This window comes from Deinococcus humi (genome assembly GCF_014201875.1).
GTDB lineage: Bacteria > Deinococcota > Deinococci > Deinococcales > Deinococcaceae > Deinococcus > Deinococcus humi.
The window spans coordinates 195,566-211,032 of sequence record NZ_JACHFL010000006.1 but is presented as its reverse complement, the minus strand read 5'-3'; the positions used below and the strand labels follow the sequence as shown (position 1 = coordinate 211,032).

At 57.6% G+C, this 15,467-nt stretch carries 18 protein-coding genes and 3 pseudogenes; 13 read left to right on the top strand and 8 right to left on the bottom strand.

Features of this window, described 5'->3' with window-relative positions; all coding sequences use genetic code 11:
* Positions 1-49: 49 nt before the first annotated feature.
* The 3 genes from HNQ08_RS13530 to HNQ08_RS13520 all read right to left on the bottom strand — a co-directional run bounded on the left by HNQ08_RS13530 (position 50) and on the right by HNQ08_RS13520 (position 2,670).
* Entirely contained in the window at positions 50-808 is a 759-nt protein-coding gene (locus tag HNQ08_RS13530) for a hypothetical protein (protein WP_184133003.1), read from the bottom strand.
* Positions 809-1,003: 195 nt separating this feature from the next.
* On the bottom strand, positions 1,004-1,993 hold the full coding sequence (locus tag HNQ08_RS13525) for an SMI1/KNR4 family protein (RefSeq protein WP_184133000.1): 990 nt from the start codon (positions 1,991-1,993) through the stop codon (positions 1,004-1,006).
* A gap of 158 nt (positions 1,994-2,151) precedes the next feature.
* Complete coding sequence (locus HNQ08_RS13520) at positions 2,152-2,670, bottom strand: hypothetical protein (protein WP_184132998.1); 519 nt, start codon at positions 2,668-2,670, stop codon at positions 2,152-2,154.
* A gap of 105 nt (positions 2,671-2,775) precedes the next feature.
* Here HNQ08_RS13520 and HNQ08_RS13515 point away from each other — a divergent pair, with 105 nt between their 5' ends.
* The 3 genes from HNQ08_RS13515 (at position 2,776) to HNQ08_RS13505 (ending at position 4,301) form a co-directional block, all read left to right on the top strand.
* Positions 2,776-3,279 carry a hypothetical protein gene (locus tag HNQ08_RS13515; protein ID WP_184132996.1) on the top strand — a complete coding sequence of 168 codons (504 nt, stop codon included), beginning with the start codon at positions 2,776-2,778 and terminating at the stop codon, positions 3,277-3,279.
* Positions 3,280-3,362: 83 nt separating this feature from the next.
* Positions 3,363-3,593 carry a hypothetical protein gene (locus HNQ08_RS13510; RefSeq protein ID WP_184132993.1) on the top strand — a complete coding sequence of 77 codons (231 nt, stop codon included), beginning with the start codon at positions 3,363-3,365 and terminating at the stop codon, positions 3,591-3,593.
* Between the two features lie 249 nt (positions 3,594-3,842).
* A complete protein-coding gene (locus HNQ08_RS13505) occupies positions 3,843-4,301 on the top strand; it encodes a hypothetical protein (protein WP_184132990.1) in 459 nt (152 codons plus the stop codon).
* A gap of 186 nt (positions 4,302-4,487) precedes the next feature.
* Here the strand turns inward: HNQ08_RS13505 and HNQ08_RS13500 are convergent, their stop codons facing one another.
* Positions 4,488-4,871: a hypothetical protein gene (locus tag HNQ08_RS13500; RefSeq protein WP_184132987.1), complete on the bottom strand. Its 384-nt coding sequence runs from the start codon at positions 4,869-4,871 to the stop codon at positions 4,488-4,490.
* A gap of 159 nt (positions 4,872-5,030) precedes the next feature.
* Positions 5,031-5,504 (bottom strand): hypothetical protein, encoded by a 474-nt coding sequence (locus HNQ08_RS13495; RefSeq protein ID WP_184132984.1) that lies wholly within the window; start codon positions 5,502-5,504, stop codon positions 5,031-5,033.
* 207 nt (positions 5,505-5,711) lie between these two features.
* On the opposite strand from HNQ08_RS13495, the gene HNQ08_RS13490 reads away from it, so the two are divergent.
* The 7 genes and pseudogenes from HNQ08_RS13490 to HNQ08_RS13460 all read left to right on the top strand — a co-directional run.
* Positions 5,712-6,134 carry a hypothetical protein gene (locus tag HNQ08_RS13490; RefSeq protein ID WP_184132981.1) on the top strand — a complete coding sequence of 141 codons (423 nt, stop codon included), beginning with the start codon at positions 5,712-5,714 and terminating at the stop codon, positions 6,132-6,134.
* A 294-nt stretch (positions 6,135-6,428) separates the two neighbouring features.
* Positions 6,429-6,863, top strand: coding sequence for a hypothetical protein (locus HNQ08_RS13485; protein ID WP_184132978.1), 435 nt, complete (start codon positions 6,429-6,431; stop codon positions 6,861-6,863).
* Positions 6,864-6,966: 103 nt separating this feature from the next.
* Positions 6,967-7,533 (top strand): suppressor of fused domain protein, encoded by a 567-nt coding sequence (locus HNQ08_RS13480; protein WP_184132975.1) that lies wholly within the window; start codon positions 6,967-6,969, stop codon positions 7,531-7,533.
* Between the two features lie 204 nt (positions 7,534-7,737).
* A complete protein-coding gene (locus tag HNQ08_RS13475; RefSeq protein ID WP_184132959.1) occupies positions 7,738-8,298 on the top strand; it encodes a hypothetical protein in 561 nt (186 codons plus the stop codon).
* Between the two features lie 685 nt (positions 8,299-8,983).
* Positions 8,984-9,442, top strand: a pseudogene (locus HNQ08_RS13470) (DUF416 family protein); the annotation flags it as partial.
* 123 nt (positions 9,443-9,565) lie between these two features.
* The gene (locus HNQ08_RS13465; RefSeq protein ID WP_184132953.1) at positions 9,566-10,003 is read left to right on the top strand and encodes a hypothetical protein; all 438 of its coding nucleotides are present in this window, start codon (positions 9,566-9,568) and stop codon (positions 10,001-10,003) included.
* Positions 10,004-10,756: 753 nt separating this feature from the next.
* Positions 10,757-11,473 (top strand): annotated as a pseudogene (locus tag HNQ08_RS13460) (IS5 family transposase); the annotation flags it as partial.
* A 46-nt stretch (positions 11,474-11,519) separates the two neighbouring features.
* On the opposite strand, the gene HNQ08_RS13455 reads toward HNQ08_RS13460, so the two are convergent.
* The 3 genes and pseudogenes from HNQ08_RS13455 to HNQ08_RS13445 all read right to left on the bottom strand — a co-directional run.
* Positions 11,520-12,080 carry a 3'-5' exonuclease gene (locus HNQ08_RS13455; RefSeq protein ID WP_184132950.1) on the bottom strand — a complete coding sequence of 187 codons (561 nt, stop codon included), beginning with the start codon at positions 12,078-12,080 and terminating at the stop codon, positions 11,520-11,522.
* Between the two features lie 530 nt (positions 12,081-12,610).
* Entirely contained in the window at positions 12,611-13,219 is a 609-nt protein-coding gene (locus HNQ08_RS13450) for a hypothetical protein (RefSeq protein ID WP_184132947.1), read from the bottom strand.
* Positions 13,220-13,378: 159 nt separating this feature from the next.
* A pseudogene (locus HNQ08_RS13445) lies at positions 13,379-13,540 on the bottom strand (transposase); the annotation flags it as partial.
* 836 nt (positions 13,541-14,376) lie between these two features.
* Between HNQ08_RS13445 and HNQ08_RS27430 the strand changes: the two are divergent.
* From HNQ08_RS27430 to HNQ08_RS13435, 3 genes are all read left to right on the top strand, one after another.
* On the top strand, positions 14,377-14,595 hold the full coding sequence (locus tag HNQ08_RS27430; RefSeq protein WP_229790023.1) for a hypothetical protein: 219 nt from the start codon (positions 14,377-14,379) through the stop codon (positions 14,593-14,595).
* A 169-nt stretch (positions 14,596-14,764) separates the two neighbouring features.
* The gene (locus HNQ08_RS27425; RefSeq protein ID WP_229790031.1) at positions 14,765-15,157 is read left to right on the top strand and encodes an endonuclease NucS domain-containing protein; all 393 of its coding nucleotides are present in this window, start codon (positions 14,765-14,767) and stop codon (positions 15,155-15,157) included.
* A gap of 15 nt (positions 15,158-15,172) precedes the next feature.
* Complete coding sequence (locus HNQ08_RS13435) at positions 15,173-15,460, top strand: hypothetical protein (RefSeq protein WP_221284189.1); 288 nt, start codon at positions 15,173-15,175, stop codon at positions 15,458-15,460.
* Positions 15,461-15,467 lie beyond the last annotated feature (7 nt).

Here is a 15,467-nt window from a genome sequence, read left to right as displayed (position 1 = left end):
GAAGCAGTCGATAGGGCGCACCAGTGTTGAAGAGGTCTCCTTCATGCCTTCACCCATCGCCAGAGTCAGTTTCGGAAAGAGAAATCCAGCAGGCCAGGACATCGTCCCACACAGGCAAATCTTCAGCGTGGAGTGCTACGCGCGCACTGGGTTCCCGCCAGAGATTCCCGACGTACCCGTCCTCTTCAATGGAATAGATGTGAGTTCCAAACCGATCTGAAAACCAGAGGTGCTGTGCGCCCTGGTCAGTTGTTAAAACAAAACTGTTGAAGCCCACTTCAGTGATCTGGCCCTGAAGCCGTTCCGCTGGCGCATCCCAGTACACCGTGGCCTCCTGAACCTGGAGATACAGGAGATAACTCACCCAGGCACGGCGGACCAGACTCCACCGCGCAGGCAACTCATCTGACAACTCTTCGTCCGCGTATTCATGCGGACAGTCAACGCGATCTGGATGTCGGACGTATTCGGGCTTCTCGACAAATCGCGAGAAGAATGCTTCGACGGTGGGCAGATGATCCGTCACGAAGACCGAATACTGCGTGAGCATCAGCACTTCCCAGGGCTCAACACTTTGCTCGGCTTCGCGTCGCTTCCACGTCTCATACGACTGGAACGTCACTTCGATCCGTTGGACTTCGTAGGCCCATTTTTCAGGTTGCCAGTCGGGAAGCCAGACCTGCCTCACGTGAATCCATCCGATCCGGTCACGCGCAGACTGCTGAACGTAGGCCGCAAGATCCGACACCTTGAGAGTGTTGCGCTGCTGTTGATCAAAGACAAATGGGGGCTGGGTGCCGAGGGTCATCGCTCGCTCATCGTATGTCGAGTCTTCAGGTAGGGAGACGCAACCTGAAGTACCGCTGTTCCGCCCTTAAACTGAGGCTCCGTCAAGACACCGCCACAGAATTTGTTCAGGGGTGCCACTAGCTGGACTCTGCCGCTTCTTTTTGCCTTTTGCAGGCTGCTCTTCAAGCTACGGCATTGCTCAATGGGTCACACCTCACGCCAGTCGGGGGCGCAGTGCAGCCAACAGGGCGGCCCGTGCCGCCGGCGTGAAGGTTGCTGTGCCTTTAGGCTCGCCCTCCAAGGCGCCCTCGTCAAATCGTGCCGTCCACCAGTCATCCAGGAAGTCGGGCCCGTACCCTTTCAGTCCAAACCCGCCCGGCCTGTCACGGACCCATCCCTGGAGGACCTGATGCATGTCCGCTCGGGTGACGCACGGGCCCGTAGCCGTCTCGTGCAGCCACAGCATCACGTCAAAGACATGGCGGGAGTGCGGGTCGGCATGCAGCGAGAAATGGCTCTTCTCGTCGAAGACCGCCAGCCCAGCGCGCCGCACTGCCGCCCGCACCTCTGGCAGGAGCGCTTCGGCACGCTGCAATTGCGCTTCCACCGCGGCCGGGAATGGGCCACGGGCCAGGGACTCGCGTTCCTGGTCCTGCTGTTCGGCGTCCAACGCCGCCTGAGCGTTGACCGAGCGGATCAATTGCAGAAACGCCGTGAACCCGTGTGCCAGCACCCGATGCGAGTCGAAGGGGTCATCGACTTCATGATCGATGAACCGCACCGTATGCTCTGCGTCATCCAGGCTGAGGGTGTACAGGTTCCCGCCCGGATCCTCGGCGAACACCAGCGCGTCGTCCGGCAGGCCCCAGCCGTAATCCGCTTCGCGGCGTGCAGGCGTGCAGAGACGGCTGGTGTAAGGCTCGTCCATGGCGTCTGGGTGGAGTTCGAGAAACCAACTCAGCATGAACTCTTTGCCGTCCTCGCTGGTGCCCAGAGTCACCCTGGGAAAGCCGCCGTTGTAGGCCAGGAGGAAGGCGCGGTAGTCCGCAGGCAGGGCGCGGCCCAGCAGGGCTTCGAACGCGGCAATGTCGTTGGCAGTGACAGGTGGGCCGGACTCGTCGAGGACGACGGGTGTCTCGACTTCCAGCAGGGTGACTCGGACCATGCGGCGATGATTGCACGCCTGGTGGGTGGCAGAAGGCATTCATGCAGTGTCTTGCGCGGTCGACAGCGCTCACGATGCTGGTGAGGTTAAGTGGCTTTGGCAGCTGAAACCCTCTCAATGTCAGACGGCACAGGAAAGTAACAAAGTCTTACCAGAAACCATCCCATAAACACACTGGGAGCTGAACTACAGCCGTTTCAAGCGAGTGAACGCCAACTCGAAAGGGTGTCAGGAGAGACAGGGTTTCCCCACCCCCCTCTCTCAGCAAAGGCGCTCACTTTGAAGGCTTCTACGTCTGGCAAGGGCACTCCTGCGTGTATCAGAATCTGGAATACCGCAAGGAGGTGACGTCGCGAGGCGTCACTCACGCCAGCAAAAAAATCGCAATACGCAATGCTCATCACTTCCCGCCGTAGCGTATTGAACTCCTCAACGTGATCCTTGCCGATTGAGTGCGCCAGATCGTCAGGTAACTCGACGCATGAAGACGCGAGTGGAGGGGTCAGGTTCGCCCAAACAATAGGGTCGGTTATCGTCGTGAACTCAAAGCAGTACTCAATCAGACGATCGACTTCATAGTGCTGAATGCCGCGTGCCACGCAGTAACGCTGTAAGGAAACAGCACCGATGGCCACTCGACCAACAATAGAAATGTCGGCAATCGCCCGCTTGAACGTGCGGACCCGTCGTCTCGAATTCGGGTTCGCGTCGTTCACGCCAACACTGTAGGTGAGCAATGATCGGCTCGCCCTGCCTCAAATGGCTTAGAGCGTTTGGTGTGGGCAACGGTCAAGGCTTACGCTTACCGGAGAATGGGGGCAATGACAGAGCTGCGCTGGCCGATGGATGGACGTTACCGCGCCTTCATCGCACCCTCAATCCCTCGTCTTGATGTCTTGGCCTCTGTGGACCACAAAGAAGGGGACCACCTCTTCCAGATTGGTGCGTTGCGGCCAGCAACTTTGGTTAACCTTCGGCCCGAGGGCCAGGTGGTCGCCATCGAGCATCTGTTCGGCGAACGTCATGACCTCACGCCGACGCGGCATCTCCCTCAAGACATCAAGCACGAAGACATCACCGTCACTGTGACAGACGTTGACCGCTGCCGTCTGGTCTTCGATGACCAGTACGCCCTCCTGGAATTTGAGTTCGTGGATGGTGTAGCGAATCATAACCATGTCTTGCGTCTGTGCAACAACAGCGTTTGGGTCTGCTTTGATGGTCAGTCACGTTGGTCAGGTGTTCTCTTCAGAGATGTCGTTTTTGACGAGACACTCACAGGCATCGAGTCGTGGAGTCGAGAACATCATTTCTCAGAGGAATAGGGCTATCCCCACCTTCAGCCGACACGCCCAAACAGGACTTTGTCAGAACTTGTCTCGTGCTACTGACATGGGACACTGACCCAGTGTTGATGAGCCGTCAGGAAGCCAACCTTGCCATTTTGGAACGTCTGCTCGAAGCCGTGGAAGCTGAGCCCAACCAGCAGTTCGGTCAGCTGTTGTGGAATTTCGGCGTGCTGATGCCTGCGGAGGAAGGGGGCATCAAGGACCCCTACGAAGATGAATCTATAGCCATCCTCAAACGGATGGAAAAGCGCATCGAAGAGCTAAAAAAGTGGCGATACGACAAGAAGTAACAAAGTCCTGCTAGTGGACTGTCCACTTTGGTCTGTCAGTTTGGGAAAAGCCTTCTAAACTCGTCGTGTGGAAGACATTGGCATCAGCCTCGAGTTTCAACGTCCCAATGGTTTCAGCAGGGCAGACTGGCAAGTCACCCGCATGCTGGCCCTCGACTCGGACGCCTCTTCCTCGGTCTACTGCCCCTTAAATGACTGTCAACGTGCCTTGGCGTACCACCGGCCCTGCCCATCTGCAGGGGGCCATTGATGGTCAGCGCCGTGAGACGACGGCCGGACCAGCCAGATCCCAGAGCGCTTCAGCTGCTGTACCGCGACTGGTTTACCTATAAAGACCTGCGTCCGGACAGCATGTGGCTCACGGAATCCACGTCGCGTGCTGACGGTGTTCTTCCCAAGCCGGTCACCAACGTTGACCGGGCCTTCGTCCTGCAGCTTGTAGGGATTGAGGAGAAGTCGTTGCTGGACTGGCGTCGCTACTGCGCGCTCCACATCACGCGGCTCTGGGATGCAACGGGTCCAGCAGGCCTCTTCGTGCCTTCAATGGCACTGCTTGAGCCACAACGACAGGTGTACGAAGTGGGGTGGGGTCAGTACGTGCTCGAGCCAGACGGAGGTCTGCAGATGGATTATTTCTTTGGACCAAAATACGGCCGAGGCTATTCCCTGTCGCCTGAGGGCGTCCTGACGTCCAACTGGGTGTCGTGAAGACCTGAGAAGCCCTGTGGGTGACAGGACCCGCAGCCTGGGTGATGACGGGTGCCATGCCCAAGTTAGTGGCCTTCCCTCACGCCTTGGGTGGGGAGACTAGTTGTCCCACCCCTGACAGACCAAAGTTGACGTCCCATTAGAAGGCATTCAGAAAACGCCTCAGGCTTCTCGTTGATCAAATGCTTAGTTAAAACAATCAACCTGCATTGAATTGAATGTACTAACATCAGGTGCAAATTCACTCTCTTTGTAAATGTTAGTTGCGCCTTGAAAGTTTTCCATTTCCCATGTTTGTATAATCGCTTTTCTTCCGATTAAAATACTCTTAACTTGATCTGTCCAATTCTTCGTTGCCCCAGGCAGTGTCTTAAGATTAGAGAACTTACCAGCGCCCTCGATAATATCGTTGGCAGCATTTTGCTGGAACGCCGGAGCAGCAAAAAGATGGATAGCGCAGCCGTTAGGCGTGGGAGGTGGGAGCCAGCCCAGATCCTCAGCACGATCACCACAAGCCGTCAGGACGAGCACGCTAACTAACCCCGCCACTGAAAACCCCTTATCTTTCATTCAAATATATTAGGTCTTCTGGCTTTAGTCAGAGTTGTGGAGTGTAGGCCGATGTAAGCCCTAAACGGAGTTCCTTATCTCTTGGAGGCGCGTCTGCCTCGTAGGAAATCAGCACACGTTACGCTGCGGACTTCTGCATGGGTTAGTGAGTGGACTGGTTCATCCCGCGGCCTGACCTGTGGCCAGTCGGATGAAGTAAGCCGCAACGTACTTCTCGTACAGCGGTTGGACCTGTTCACCTAGCCAAGGATCATCAAATCGAGAGTACCGTTCAAATGTTTCGACCATGACCTGTGCAATATCAGGACAAGCAGCAAAGCGCCATTGAGCCAAAGCACTGCGAAGACGCTCGACCCAGGGATGGTCAATGTTGACATCTTCCGCTTCGTTCCAAAGATCATATAAGCCGCACAGCAGTGCCACAGCTGAACCTTGGCGGAGTAAGGTAAGGTTGACCGGAGGGTTGGCCGGCTCTTCAGCTTCCGCATCGAGAAAGCGGAATGGATCAAAGGTGCCTCTATCCATGCCATGACCGAACCCGTTGTAACTTTCGGCGAGATCCACGTAGAGGAAGAGGATGTCCCGAAGAGCCTGGCGTGCTTCGTCAGAATTTTCATGCGTGATGACGTGCATCGGCCCATCGTACTGAGAAGCTGCACCTGAAGTGACGCGCTGTACTCAAAAGAGGGTCAGCATGCGGGTCACTCGTCAGCCTGCCCTGCCGAAACCATCGGGACAAGGCTTTTCTCAAGCTGATAGACCAAAGTTGACGGTCCACTAGAAGCTATCCCGATAACAAAATCGGAGTCCGCGGGACCGTCAGAGATAGATACTGACCGCATGAATCCCATCTCAGAGGCCACGAGAATTCGATTGACGAGCTCTTTGGGCCTTCCAGAAGCTCCTGCTGACTGGGATTGGTACGTGAGCGTGGCTGACGCTCAACGGGTGAAAGAATTTCTGGCTGTCTATGAAGCACAGTCTTGGTCCGGTCATGAGCGATCTGCGCTGATGGAACTGATTTTGATCTCGTACGACTTCCATCTGGGCGAGCATGGCGATGGGGACCAACAGCTGAAGACTGCCCTTCACCGGACCCTCGTCCGAGACTTTGCACTGCATCGGCAATCGTTGGAAGACTGGTGCCACTTTGATGAACCTCAAAGCACCGCACAGGACAAAACCCGCCCCTTCGACCTTGGTGCGCTTGCAAAGCGCGTGTGGAGCGAGGTGATGGGGAGCGAGTCAAGACAGCCGACGTAACAGGATCAACATCGTCCCAAGCTGCACCATGCCATGAAAATCCTCGGCGTGCTTTAGCCCACCAGGAATCTGACATCAGGGCTTCGGACGTCCAGAGCTCCATATCCTGGAGCCCCGTCGTCTCGGCTAGGAGATGGTCAAGCATCTCCAAGGCCTGGCATTGTTCTCCTGGCCAGCCTTCCAAATCACCGTCTCGCACGGCTGGCACATACCAAGCGTCGAAATCGCCCGCCATCTCATCACCAGCCAGAGGGTTTTCAGCGAAAAGTTAGGGAAGGACAAGCTGGCCTGGACATGGCAGACGCCCAATCGCCAGACCTGGTCAGTGAAATCCTGACGTGGTACTACGGCCATTTCACGGCGATCAATGCGAGTGCGGAGCTTACACCTGCGTCGGATACGCTGTTGAGCTACAGGTGGTTCGAGGCCCTGGAGAAGGCGCTGCATCTTGCGGGGAATGCGGATGCCAGCGACCTCCTCACCTTTTTGGCCACTGGACGACCCATTGATGGTGGGCCTGTCCGTGAAGCACGATTGACGTGGGACGATCCGAACCGCCTGTCGTACTGGACGGCTGAGGAGGCCCTTCAGCTTTGGCAGATGCTGGAAAGGGCCAGTTCAGCAGAGCGACTGACATTGGATCCCGACCGGGCGGCTCTTCCTGCGGTGCATGAAGCGGTTTCCGCCGCTGTGCAGCTCAACACTGGGGTCATCATCTCTGTTGGCTGATCATGGCTGTCGGCCAGGAGTCAAAACCTGGTCATCAAGGTCAGTATAAAACTGTCGACGTTTATCTGACTCAGACCACCAGCTGCCATATATAACGGGATGCGTGAACCTTGGCGAAGCCTACCTTGACCACTACGAAGGCTACCTGGGGAGCTTCGCACCGGACTTCTACGCACGTTTTGAACATGATGGGTTCACCGTTCAATTGCTGGACTTTGCGGGTGCCATGAAGGACACCCACGTCCTCACGTCGCTTGGACTCACGCACTTCCAGGCCGTGTTGGGCGAGGCGGTGGAGATCGTCGTCCCTGTGTCCGAGCTGGACGACGTCGTGGCGGATACGGTAATGGCGTCCCTGACGTTCCTGCTCTATCTCCGCGTGACGGTTCCGGAGGTGAGCTTTCTGCATAACGTGCAGCGAAGCGTGCCAGTGTTCGCTGAGCGCTACGGGAAGGTGGCTTTCGCATTCGCCGAACCGTACCTGTTCCCGGATGCGTTCGCGCATCTCGCCCTGCCGAAGTCAGAGAGCATCGGGAAGGTGCGGATGGGCTTTTTCTTGTCGGAGGGCGAAGTGAACATGATGGAGCGGGAAGGACTTGATGCGCTGTATGCCTTGTTCGAGGAGCAGCAGGTGGATGTGATCGACCTGCGCCGTCCCTCAGTGGTCTAGCCCCTTGGTCAACTGGTAATCGGGGCGAACTAACGAGATAAATCAATCAGGCCACATGACCGCCATCGCCAGTCACGCACTTAAACGCGCTCCCGTGGTGCGAACAGCTCTTCTGACCTTGGGGCACATGCGAAAGGCGCCTGGGGGAGGTATCACCATCACAAGCTGCTCCTTTACAGTGGTGGCACGCAGGGAGCCTACAGCATGCTCTACATGTTCAAACAGCAGTTCGTCTCGAAAAACCAGACCTACGTCCACGCTCAACCTGTCGATGGGCCTGTCACTACTGCACCACATTGGTTCGATGATGCTCCAATCAGCCTCATCCCACCCCACCCCACGTACCAGCTCAACACGCAATGCGTCGGGGTGGATCTGCTCCCGACGGGTGACATCAAAAGCCTGTACTCAGAGGCCTTGATTGACGTGCTCGCAGCGTTTGACGTGCGGTTTGAAATCTTCCCCGTGACACTGCTGGACCGAGCGGGCAAGGAAGCAAGCAAACGCTACGCACTCTTTCACCTTCTGGAGGTTCAGTCACCAGTAGCGCGGCGCGTTCCTGATGCCCATGGCGTGATGCAACTGCTACCAATGTCCCAGCGGTTTGCCGCTGACGCCCCATCGATATTCCGGCCAGCTACCCACGCCAATCTGATTTTCGTTACACCGAGCGTCAAAGAAGCGATTGAGACACGTGGTCTGAGTGGGTGCGCCTTCGAAGCCGTGGATGACCACTTTGCACCCCGAAGCTTCAATCCGCGCTGACCTCTTCCTCGAAGATCCATTGGCACACGCCCTGGAGGCGGCCGGACAATCGAAGTCTGGAAATGGATGGTTTGCAAACGGGTTACGCGCGATGCGGCCAGGACAGGAGGTTGCAGGGGAGAAGTGAGGGACGGGATGCGGTGGGGGCATTGCTCGCCTCACCCTCACGCACACACGTATGGCCAGCACTGGAAGGACTAACGCCGTATGGGGTCATGGACCCTCGCGGAGCATAGGGAGAGGACGGGGACGATCGAACGTCGCCTTGACGACCACTCGTTTAGCCTCACGTCCACAGAGATCACACACTGCCGCAACAGAGGCCGCTAAGGTCATCATTCCCCACTCGCCCCTACTCCACAACGTTTGAATGGCAGCCTCCAACGAGTGGTTCGCGTTTAACAGCAGTCGCAGATCTCGCTCAAGACGTGCGTCTCGCGAAGACGTACGGGGCACGGACATGCCAACAGGGTAACTGCCTTCGCGTGCAAGCTCTCACAGGACCTTGTTCACTCCGCCTTGCTCCCCCGGGCCTTAGCAGATGCTATAGGTGACGGACATGCTGCCTGAATTCGATCACGACGCACTGAAACGACGCCTGGATGCATTGAACCCACGACAGCGTCTCGTCTTCGCTGTTTCGTGTTATTTCGCCGTTGAACCGCATTAGCGCGCGTTTGTCGCGGACACGGGCTGGGGGAATCACGAGCAGATGCACCAGTGGGCCGAGCGCTTATGGAGCGTCGCCGCAGGAGACGCGGCGCTTGATGTGCAGGAGCTGCGCGCTGTCCAGGAGCAATGGGACGAGCTGGTTCCGGACCATGATGATTTCGATTCGCCCTTCACTTCGGCTGCACTTGATGCGGCCGTGGTTCTGGTGTGTGCGACGGACGCCGCGGCGTCGAGCAGTGCGGAGGACGCCTCAAACGCGGGGTATCAAGCGATGGCCCGCTCAGATCTCCTCGCGCAGGAGTCACAGAACATGCACCCACAGGATCCAGGATTGGAAGAGAAGATCCGGACCCATCCTTTGATGCAGACGGAGTTGCACAGACAAGCGGACGTCTTGGCATTGCTCGAGGCGGGAACCGAGTTGACGGCAACGTCCCTGGCATCGATTAGGCCACCAGCGAAACCCGTGTGATCGCAATTCAACGCAGGCAGTGACGAAGTTCCACTCATTCAAGGCCAGCATCCGGGGCACGGCACTACGGCGTGTGGGCCAAGGGTAAGCGTGAGTGCAGGTTCTTCTGCGCCAAACTGAAGTATGGGCCCGTACGACTACGATCTGATCTTCCGAGGCGGTGAGCCGCTCTTCACAGAGAAGGTACTCGAACAGTTGATCGGGCAGGCATTCCATTCTCAGCATCAGGAGACCTTCCCCCACCAAGTCTTCGCCCTGGTGGAAGGTCAATGGTGGCGGATGATGATCGATGGGCCCATGCTCTACATGCAGCGTTGGGACCAAGCGCCTGAAGCCTGGGACATCCCAGAAGACGAGGTGTCCTTCCCCCTGCGCGACCTTGGCGAAGAATTAGAGCTCGGCGGTGAAACGCTGAGTGGGTGGTCTTACGGTGTACGCCACCATGCTCCTTCTCTGTCCCTCAATTTTCAGAATGGTCGCCAAATAACCTTCTTCAGTACAGACGGAGAGAGCTGGTCATCGTTCGAACTCTCGCGCTGGGAGGTTTCGCGTCTCAAATGACGCAGGCGCCGTCGGCCGGGTCGTGTTTCAAAAGATCACAGCCACAGCAGAAAAAGATACGTTGTTGCCGTCAGTTCCTACCCTTGGCCGACACGCCCGCCTCCACCACTCAATGCATGAATTTGACAGGAGCTGAATACTGCTCTATCTTGGAGAAATCAAAGCGGCCCCCGGGCTGCTTTTCTTATGGCCCGACAGGCTCTTCCCGCTGGCTCGAAGTCACCATGCGCCTCGCTGAGCGCTCCGGAGCCGACAGTTTTTCAAAATAAAAGGCTGTATGGGAAGCCTCCAACAGCCTGCTCGGTCACAAGCGCCCTGAGCACCAATGCGTACAGCCAGAATGGTGCATGCGTTGGCGGCTGGGAGGCAGCACCTTCCGCACTCCTGGTTGGCAGGAGTACGCTCTGATCAGGCCCAGCGGTGAACCGCTGGCCGCGCTGCTCGTGAATTCCGACCACCACGGAGGATGAGGATGGCGACATTTGTGCTTCTGCATGGGGGATGGTCCAGCGGCTGAGTCTGGCGCGCGGTAGCTGGAGCACTGCGCCGCCTGGGACATGACGTATTTATACCCACCCTGACCGGATATGGTGAACGCTCGCACCTGCTCACTCCGACCGTTTCACTGACCACCTTCATGGACGATGTGCTGGGCGTCATCCGCTTCGAGGAACTTCAGGTTCTGTTGACGAAGGTCGGCGGTAGTCTATCTGGCTGTGCCGCTCCGACCTTAGCGATGACCAGTAGGCCGTCCTTGCGCCCCTCCTGCCGTCTCAGCGCTCACCCCTCGGCCGCCCTTCGCACGACCACCGTCGGGTCCTGAACGGGATCTTCTGGGTCCTGCGCTCGGGTGCCCCATGGCGAGATGTACCCGAGCGCTACGGCAAACAGCCTCTACATGCGCTTCCGCCGCTGGACCCGTTCAGGCCTCTGGGCCGTCTCCCGCATCATCTCCAACGTGACGCTGACCTCCGCAGCGTACTCGTTTGCAAGACGCACTTCGTCGACGCGACCGTCGTTCGGGCTCATCCGTGCGCGGCCGGTGCCCGTGGTGGGCAGGATGGATAAGCACTGGGCTATTCCCGTGGTGGATTCAGCACCAAGATTCATCTGCGCGCCGAGGGACAAGGCCGTCCTCTGGCCTTCGTGCTCTCCAGCAGCGAACGGCACGAATCGCAGGACCTCCAAGCGCTCGTCGATCTCGGGCGTATGAAATGTGTCGGTCGGGGGCGACCACGGTCTCGACCAGAGCAACTCGTTGGTGACAAAGGCTACAGCTCTCCCTCGTTGCGCCGTTTGCTTCAGGCGCGAGGTATCTGTGCCGTGATTCCCACGCGAAAGGATCAGCCGACCAGCCCAGCATTCAGTAAGATTGTCTATCGCGAGCGCAACCGGGTCGAGCGACTCATGGCGCGTCTGAAACGCCATCGTCGGGTGGCCACGCGCTACGACAAATTGGCGCTGTCCTAAGGCGCGTGGGTGACGTTTGCCTGCGTGTTGGAGTGGCTGCGTCCACTCAAGTAGGCCATGCGCCGTGTTGGAACAGCAGCACGACGAGCGAGCCGATATTCCACGCGTCGTCATCCCCACGGTGATGCCGTCCTTCCAGCGGGAGGCTGGCGTGCTCAAGCGCCTCGTGCATGCCCAGTTTTTTGTTCAGCTCAAACGCCTTTGAGAACGCCGTCTTGACGTTGGTGTGGCGTGATGAGAATGGGTACGGAACGCGCTCCACACGGCACTGACGCTCGAACTGCTTGCGGTCGTAGTCACCCCAACTCGCCCAGGAACGCGACGAGGCTCGGTGCTGGCGTTCGAGGGCCAAACACACATCTCGGAAGGTCAGGCCATCATCCACATCGTGCGCCTGCAACCCGGTGAGTTGCGTACAGAAGGCGCTGATAGTGGAGCGTTGCGGGCGTACCAGGAGGCGGTGGCGTTCGACACGTTCGAAAGTGAAGGCGTCGATGACGCACAACCCGATTTCGATGATTTCGCTGGCCTGCCCAATGGGAGGGGCAGTCTCCCAGCAAGTTGCTTCGACGTCGATAACGTTGAGGTAGCGTCCAAACTCTTCCATGGCTCGACTGTAGCGAGCGCGGTGGACTCAGCCATCCGCAGTTCAGCGCATTTTGTCAACAGAACCTAGTCCCACCCCTTCCCCCTGGCCACTCCGCCGAGGAGGGGCCCTTCCTGGAAGTCTCCGATGTCTGCCCGTCTCATTCGACGAATCCGATTCAGGACATTTCCAGAGTGAGTACGCAACCTGCACGCCCTCTACACCGGTTATCAGCATGCGTACTCACTCTCACAGGCGTACGCCATCAGCGTTGGCAGGCTGTACGCCCGTCTGGTAGTCATGGAGCGGGCAGGTCTGATTCAAAACCAGTTGAAGCCAAGCCCCCCGCCTCACTGCAGACGCTACTTCCTCAGTACTCAGGGCCGCGTCCTAAAGCGCGTGTATAAACGAATTGAAGCGCTCTTAAATCCATGCTTCATCTTCGAAAACTTATTTCGCCCCAGTGCAGTTCTTGAATCAGTTCGGATTACATCTTCCGCAGAGTCTACGGAACATTCTGGTTCAGTTAAAATTCGCCAGATAATTATGTATCATAGGGGACTGATCAAAGATTCAGCCCCTTCGATAGCAAATGACCTCCAGGTGTCATCAAAGTCTTGATCGTCCCGATCACCCGTCAATCCAAGAAATTCTGCAGTCTCAGTGAGTAGCAAAAGACATCCCGGCTTTAAGTAAGTCCCATGTGTTTCATCGCATAAACAAGCACTTCTTAGGCCTAAAGATTTATCTAATAGTCCAATAATCAAAAAATACAGTCTATGCAGTTCTAGGGACTCGAGCTTTCTTAGCGGAGGCTTCCCCCAAAAATGCGGGAAGCCTCCGCAGAGCTTCTCGAACTGGCGTGGATACATCACGAGATGATGTGTTTTATCACCCGCTCCTTCCGTGATCGCCCCAGAGTACGAGTAGTACAAAAAACCTAATGGCTGACTAACAATCTCTGGCTTGTTAACCACCAACAGCGAGCGAGAATCACTCTTAAGCACCCACCTTTCTGCTCCAAAATGTTTGAGCATTAAGCTGAAAACTGCTTCTTGCTTAACTTCTCCATCAAATTGGAACACGAGGTCATACGTTGGGCCGTACTGCCAGCTTTCAGGATCCTTGAAAAAGGAAATCTCTTCTTGGGATAGGAGCATTCTGCTGCAGGCTACCCCACAGTACATTCGCCACGTTGGACCAAAGCGTTACTGAAAGCACGCACAGACCCTAAAACGGCGCTATCTCTTCAGCAGCAACTTGTCGTGGCTTGAACCAGAGGAGCGTCGGTTTCTGGGACCAACTACCAGGACAGTGAATCAGGGTGGAACGCGAGCCAACCTCCGGAGCATCAATCGAATCATGGCCAGATGGACGAACATTTCTGTGGTCTCCGGCAACGCCTCGTAATCCTTCGACAGACGGCGACACTTTCCCAGCCAGGCGAAGGTCCGCTCCACAACCCAGCGACGGGGCAAGACGTTTCACGTCTTGCGGGGATCCACCTCCTCAGCCAAGTCTGGTGTGTACCGCTTGGCCTGAATGACTCAGGGCGAGATAGTCGCAGTACGCGATGTCTGCTCGAAGACAGCAAAACCCTCATTTTTAACACTAAACAGCATTAGCGTCATCCACTCGAACAAGCTGAGCAGACCGGCAACTCCACCGCCCATGACCCAACTGTAGAGCGCTAGCCACCTGAACCTGGATGGCAGTCATCACCTGGCCAGCCCAATCATCCCCACGCTCCCGACCGAGGCCAGTCGCAGCACCCTGCGCTGACCCCAGCAGGTGCCGCCACGATCTGCCTGAGCTGCTCCCGAGCTTTTATCACCAAATCCTCCAGCGACCGGACACGCTCTGCGAGGTGCCCATGGGCCCCAAGACGGTGCAATTCACAGGCGGATTACTGTTGCATCAGCTGACTGGTCGGGCACTGGGGCTTCCATTGGGCCAGGGCCTCAATGGAGCTGTCCAGGACATGGACCCTCAGGTGGCCCTGCTGAGGTCACGCTGATGGGCACAGTCTCGGGGCGCCATGTCCGCCTGTTCACGGCTGAGCGCTTCTCTGACCTAGCTTCAATCTCACTATCATCTTCTCTGGCGCCGCCCCCCTCCTCTACTCTCGAAAACGCTTAGAGGCCCCTTCCTGGGCTTCCTAGGAGCGAGCGTGAAAAAGACTGTCATAGACAGCAACTACCTCTTCAAAATTTCTTTCAGGTAAAAGTCGATGGGATTTGTTCTGTTTGGAGCATAAAATGGGTCTTTGGTACCGTTGCACCGGAGCCTGCCCATCCTCCAATGACACCATGCAGGCATGATCCGCGCTCGACTCCTCACGCCGGACCCAGGGGGTCTGACCACCCACCTCACCACCCATACCCGCACCCGCGATGGCCTGATCCAGATCGCTGGCCTCGCTGAAGTCACCTATCAGGGGCGCGCCACCAGCACTGCTGAAATCGGCGCCTCCCTCGTGCTACTCAAACGCGGCGGCAGCCTCCAGATCCACGCCCCCATCGGCCTCAAGCCATGAACTGGCACCCCCGCACGGACGAACGCTCCGCCCGCGTCGAACACGGTCACTGCGTGTTGCATGCGTCACGCCGGAGTCCTGAGGAACTCGGCACGTCACCTTCCTGCATCCTCACCTGGCACTTGATCTGCACGAGGCGTCATTCACCTTGTCTGGTTCGGTGAAACAAATGCAGGACGCCCTGGTCCGCCACCCGGAACTCATTGAACCCGGACTGACCGTGCTGGACCGCGAGTTGCTGATTGATTCCGGTGGCATCGACCTGTACGCGCGTGACGCCCAGGGACGGTCTGTGGTGGTGGAACCCAAGCGGGGCCGTGCCACCCAGGACGGCGTCAGCCAGTTGGGGCGCGACGTCGCGACCGTACAAAAGTCGGGGATAGGCACGGTATGGAGCATCCTGGCGGCGCCGTCCATCACCGCGCCGGCCTTGAATCGCACCCCAGGGGACTGGCATTCCGCGAGATTGGCGCCTGGCCTGATGCTCCTGCACCAACGGTCTTGCCCACCCTGTTCGACTGAGCAGTCGCCACCACCCTTTAAAAGGGCGTCACAGACTTAAGGCGGCTCTTCTCCCATGGCTGCATTGCCCACCCTGGTGCAGGGACGGTTGGAGCAACAGCATTTGGGAGCTTGGTGGATTTCTGTGGACACCGAAAAGTTCGTGAACTCAACGTGGGCTGTGACGGTGGGCGGGACCCGCTGGCTGCTCGTGATCGGCTTTGGCGACACCGTGGAGACGGTGATTCGCACGGACAAGCGCGGCCTGGGGGACGACGTGCTCCGTAGTGGCCCCGTGTTCGAGCGGGTGGCGCAGGTGAACGCGGCGCTCATGTCGGCAGAGGCTGAACTGCGGACGCAGTAACAGTGCT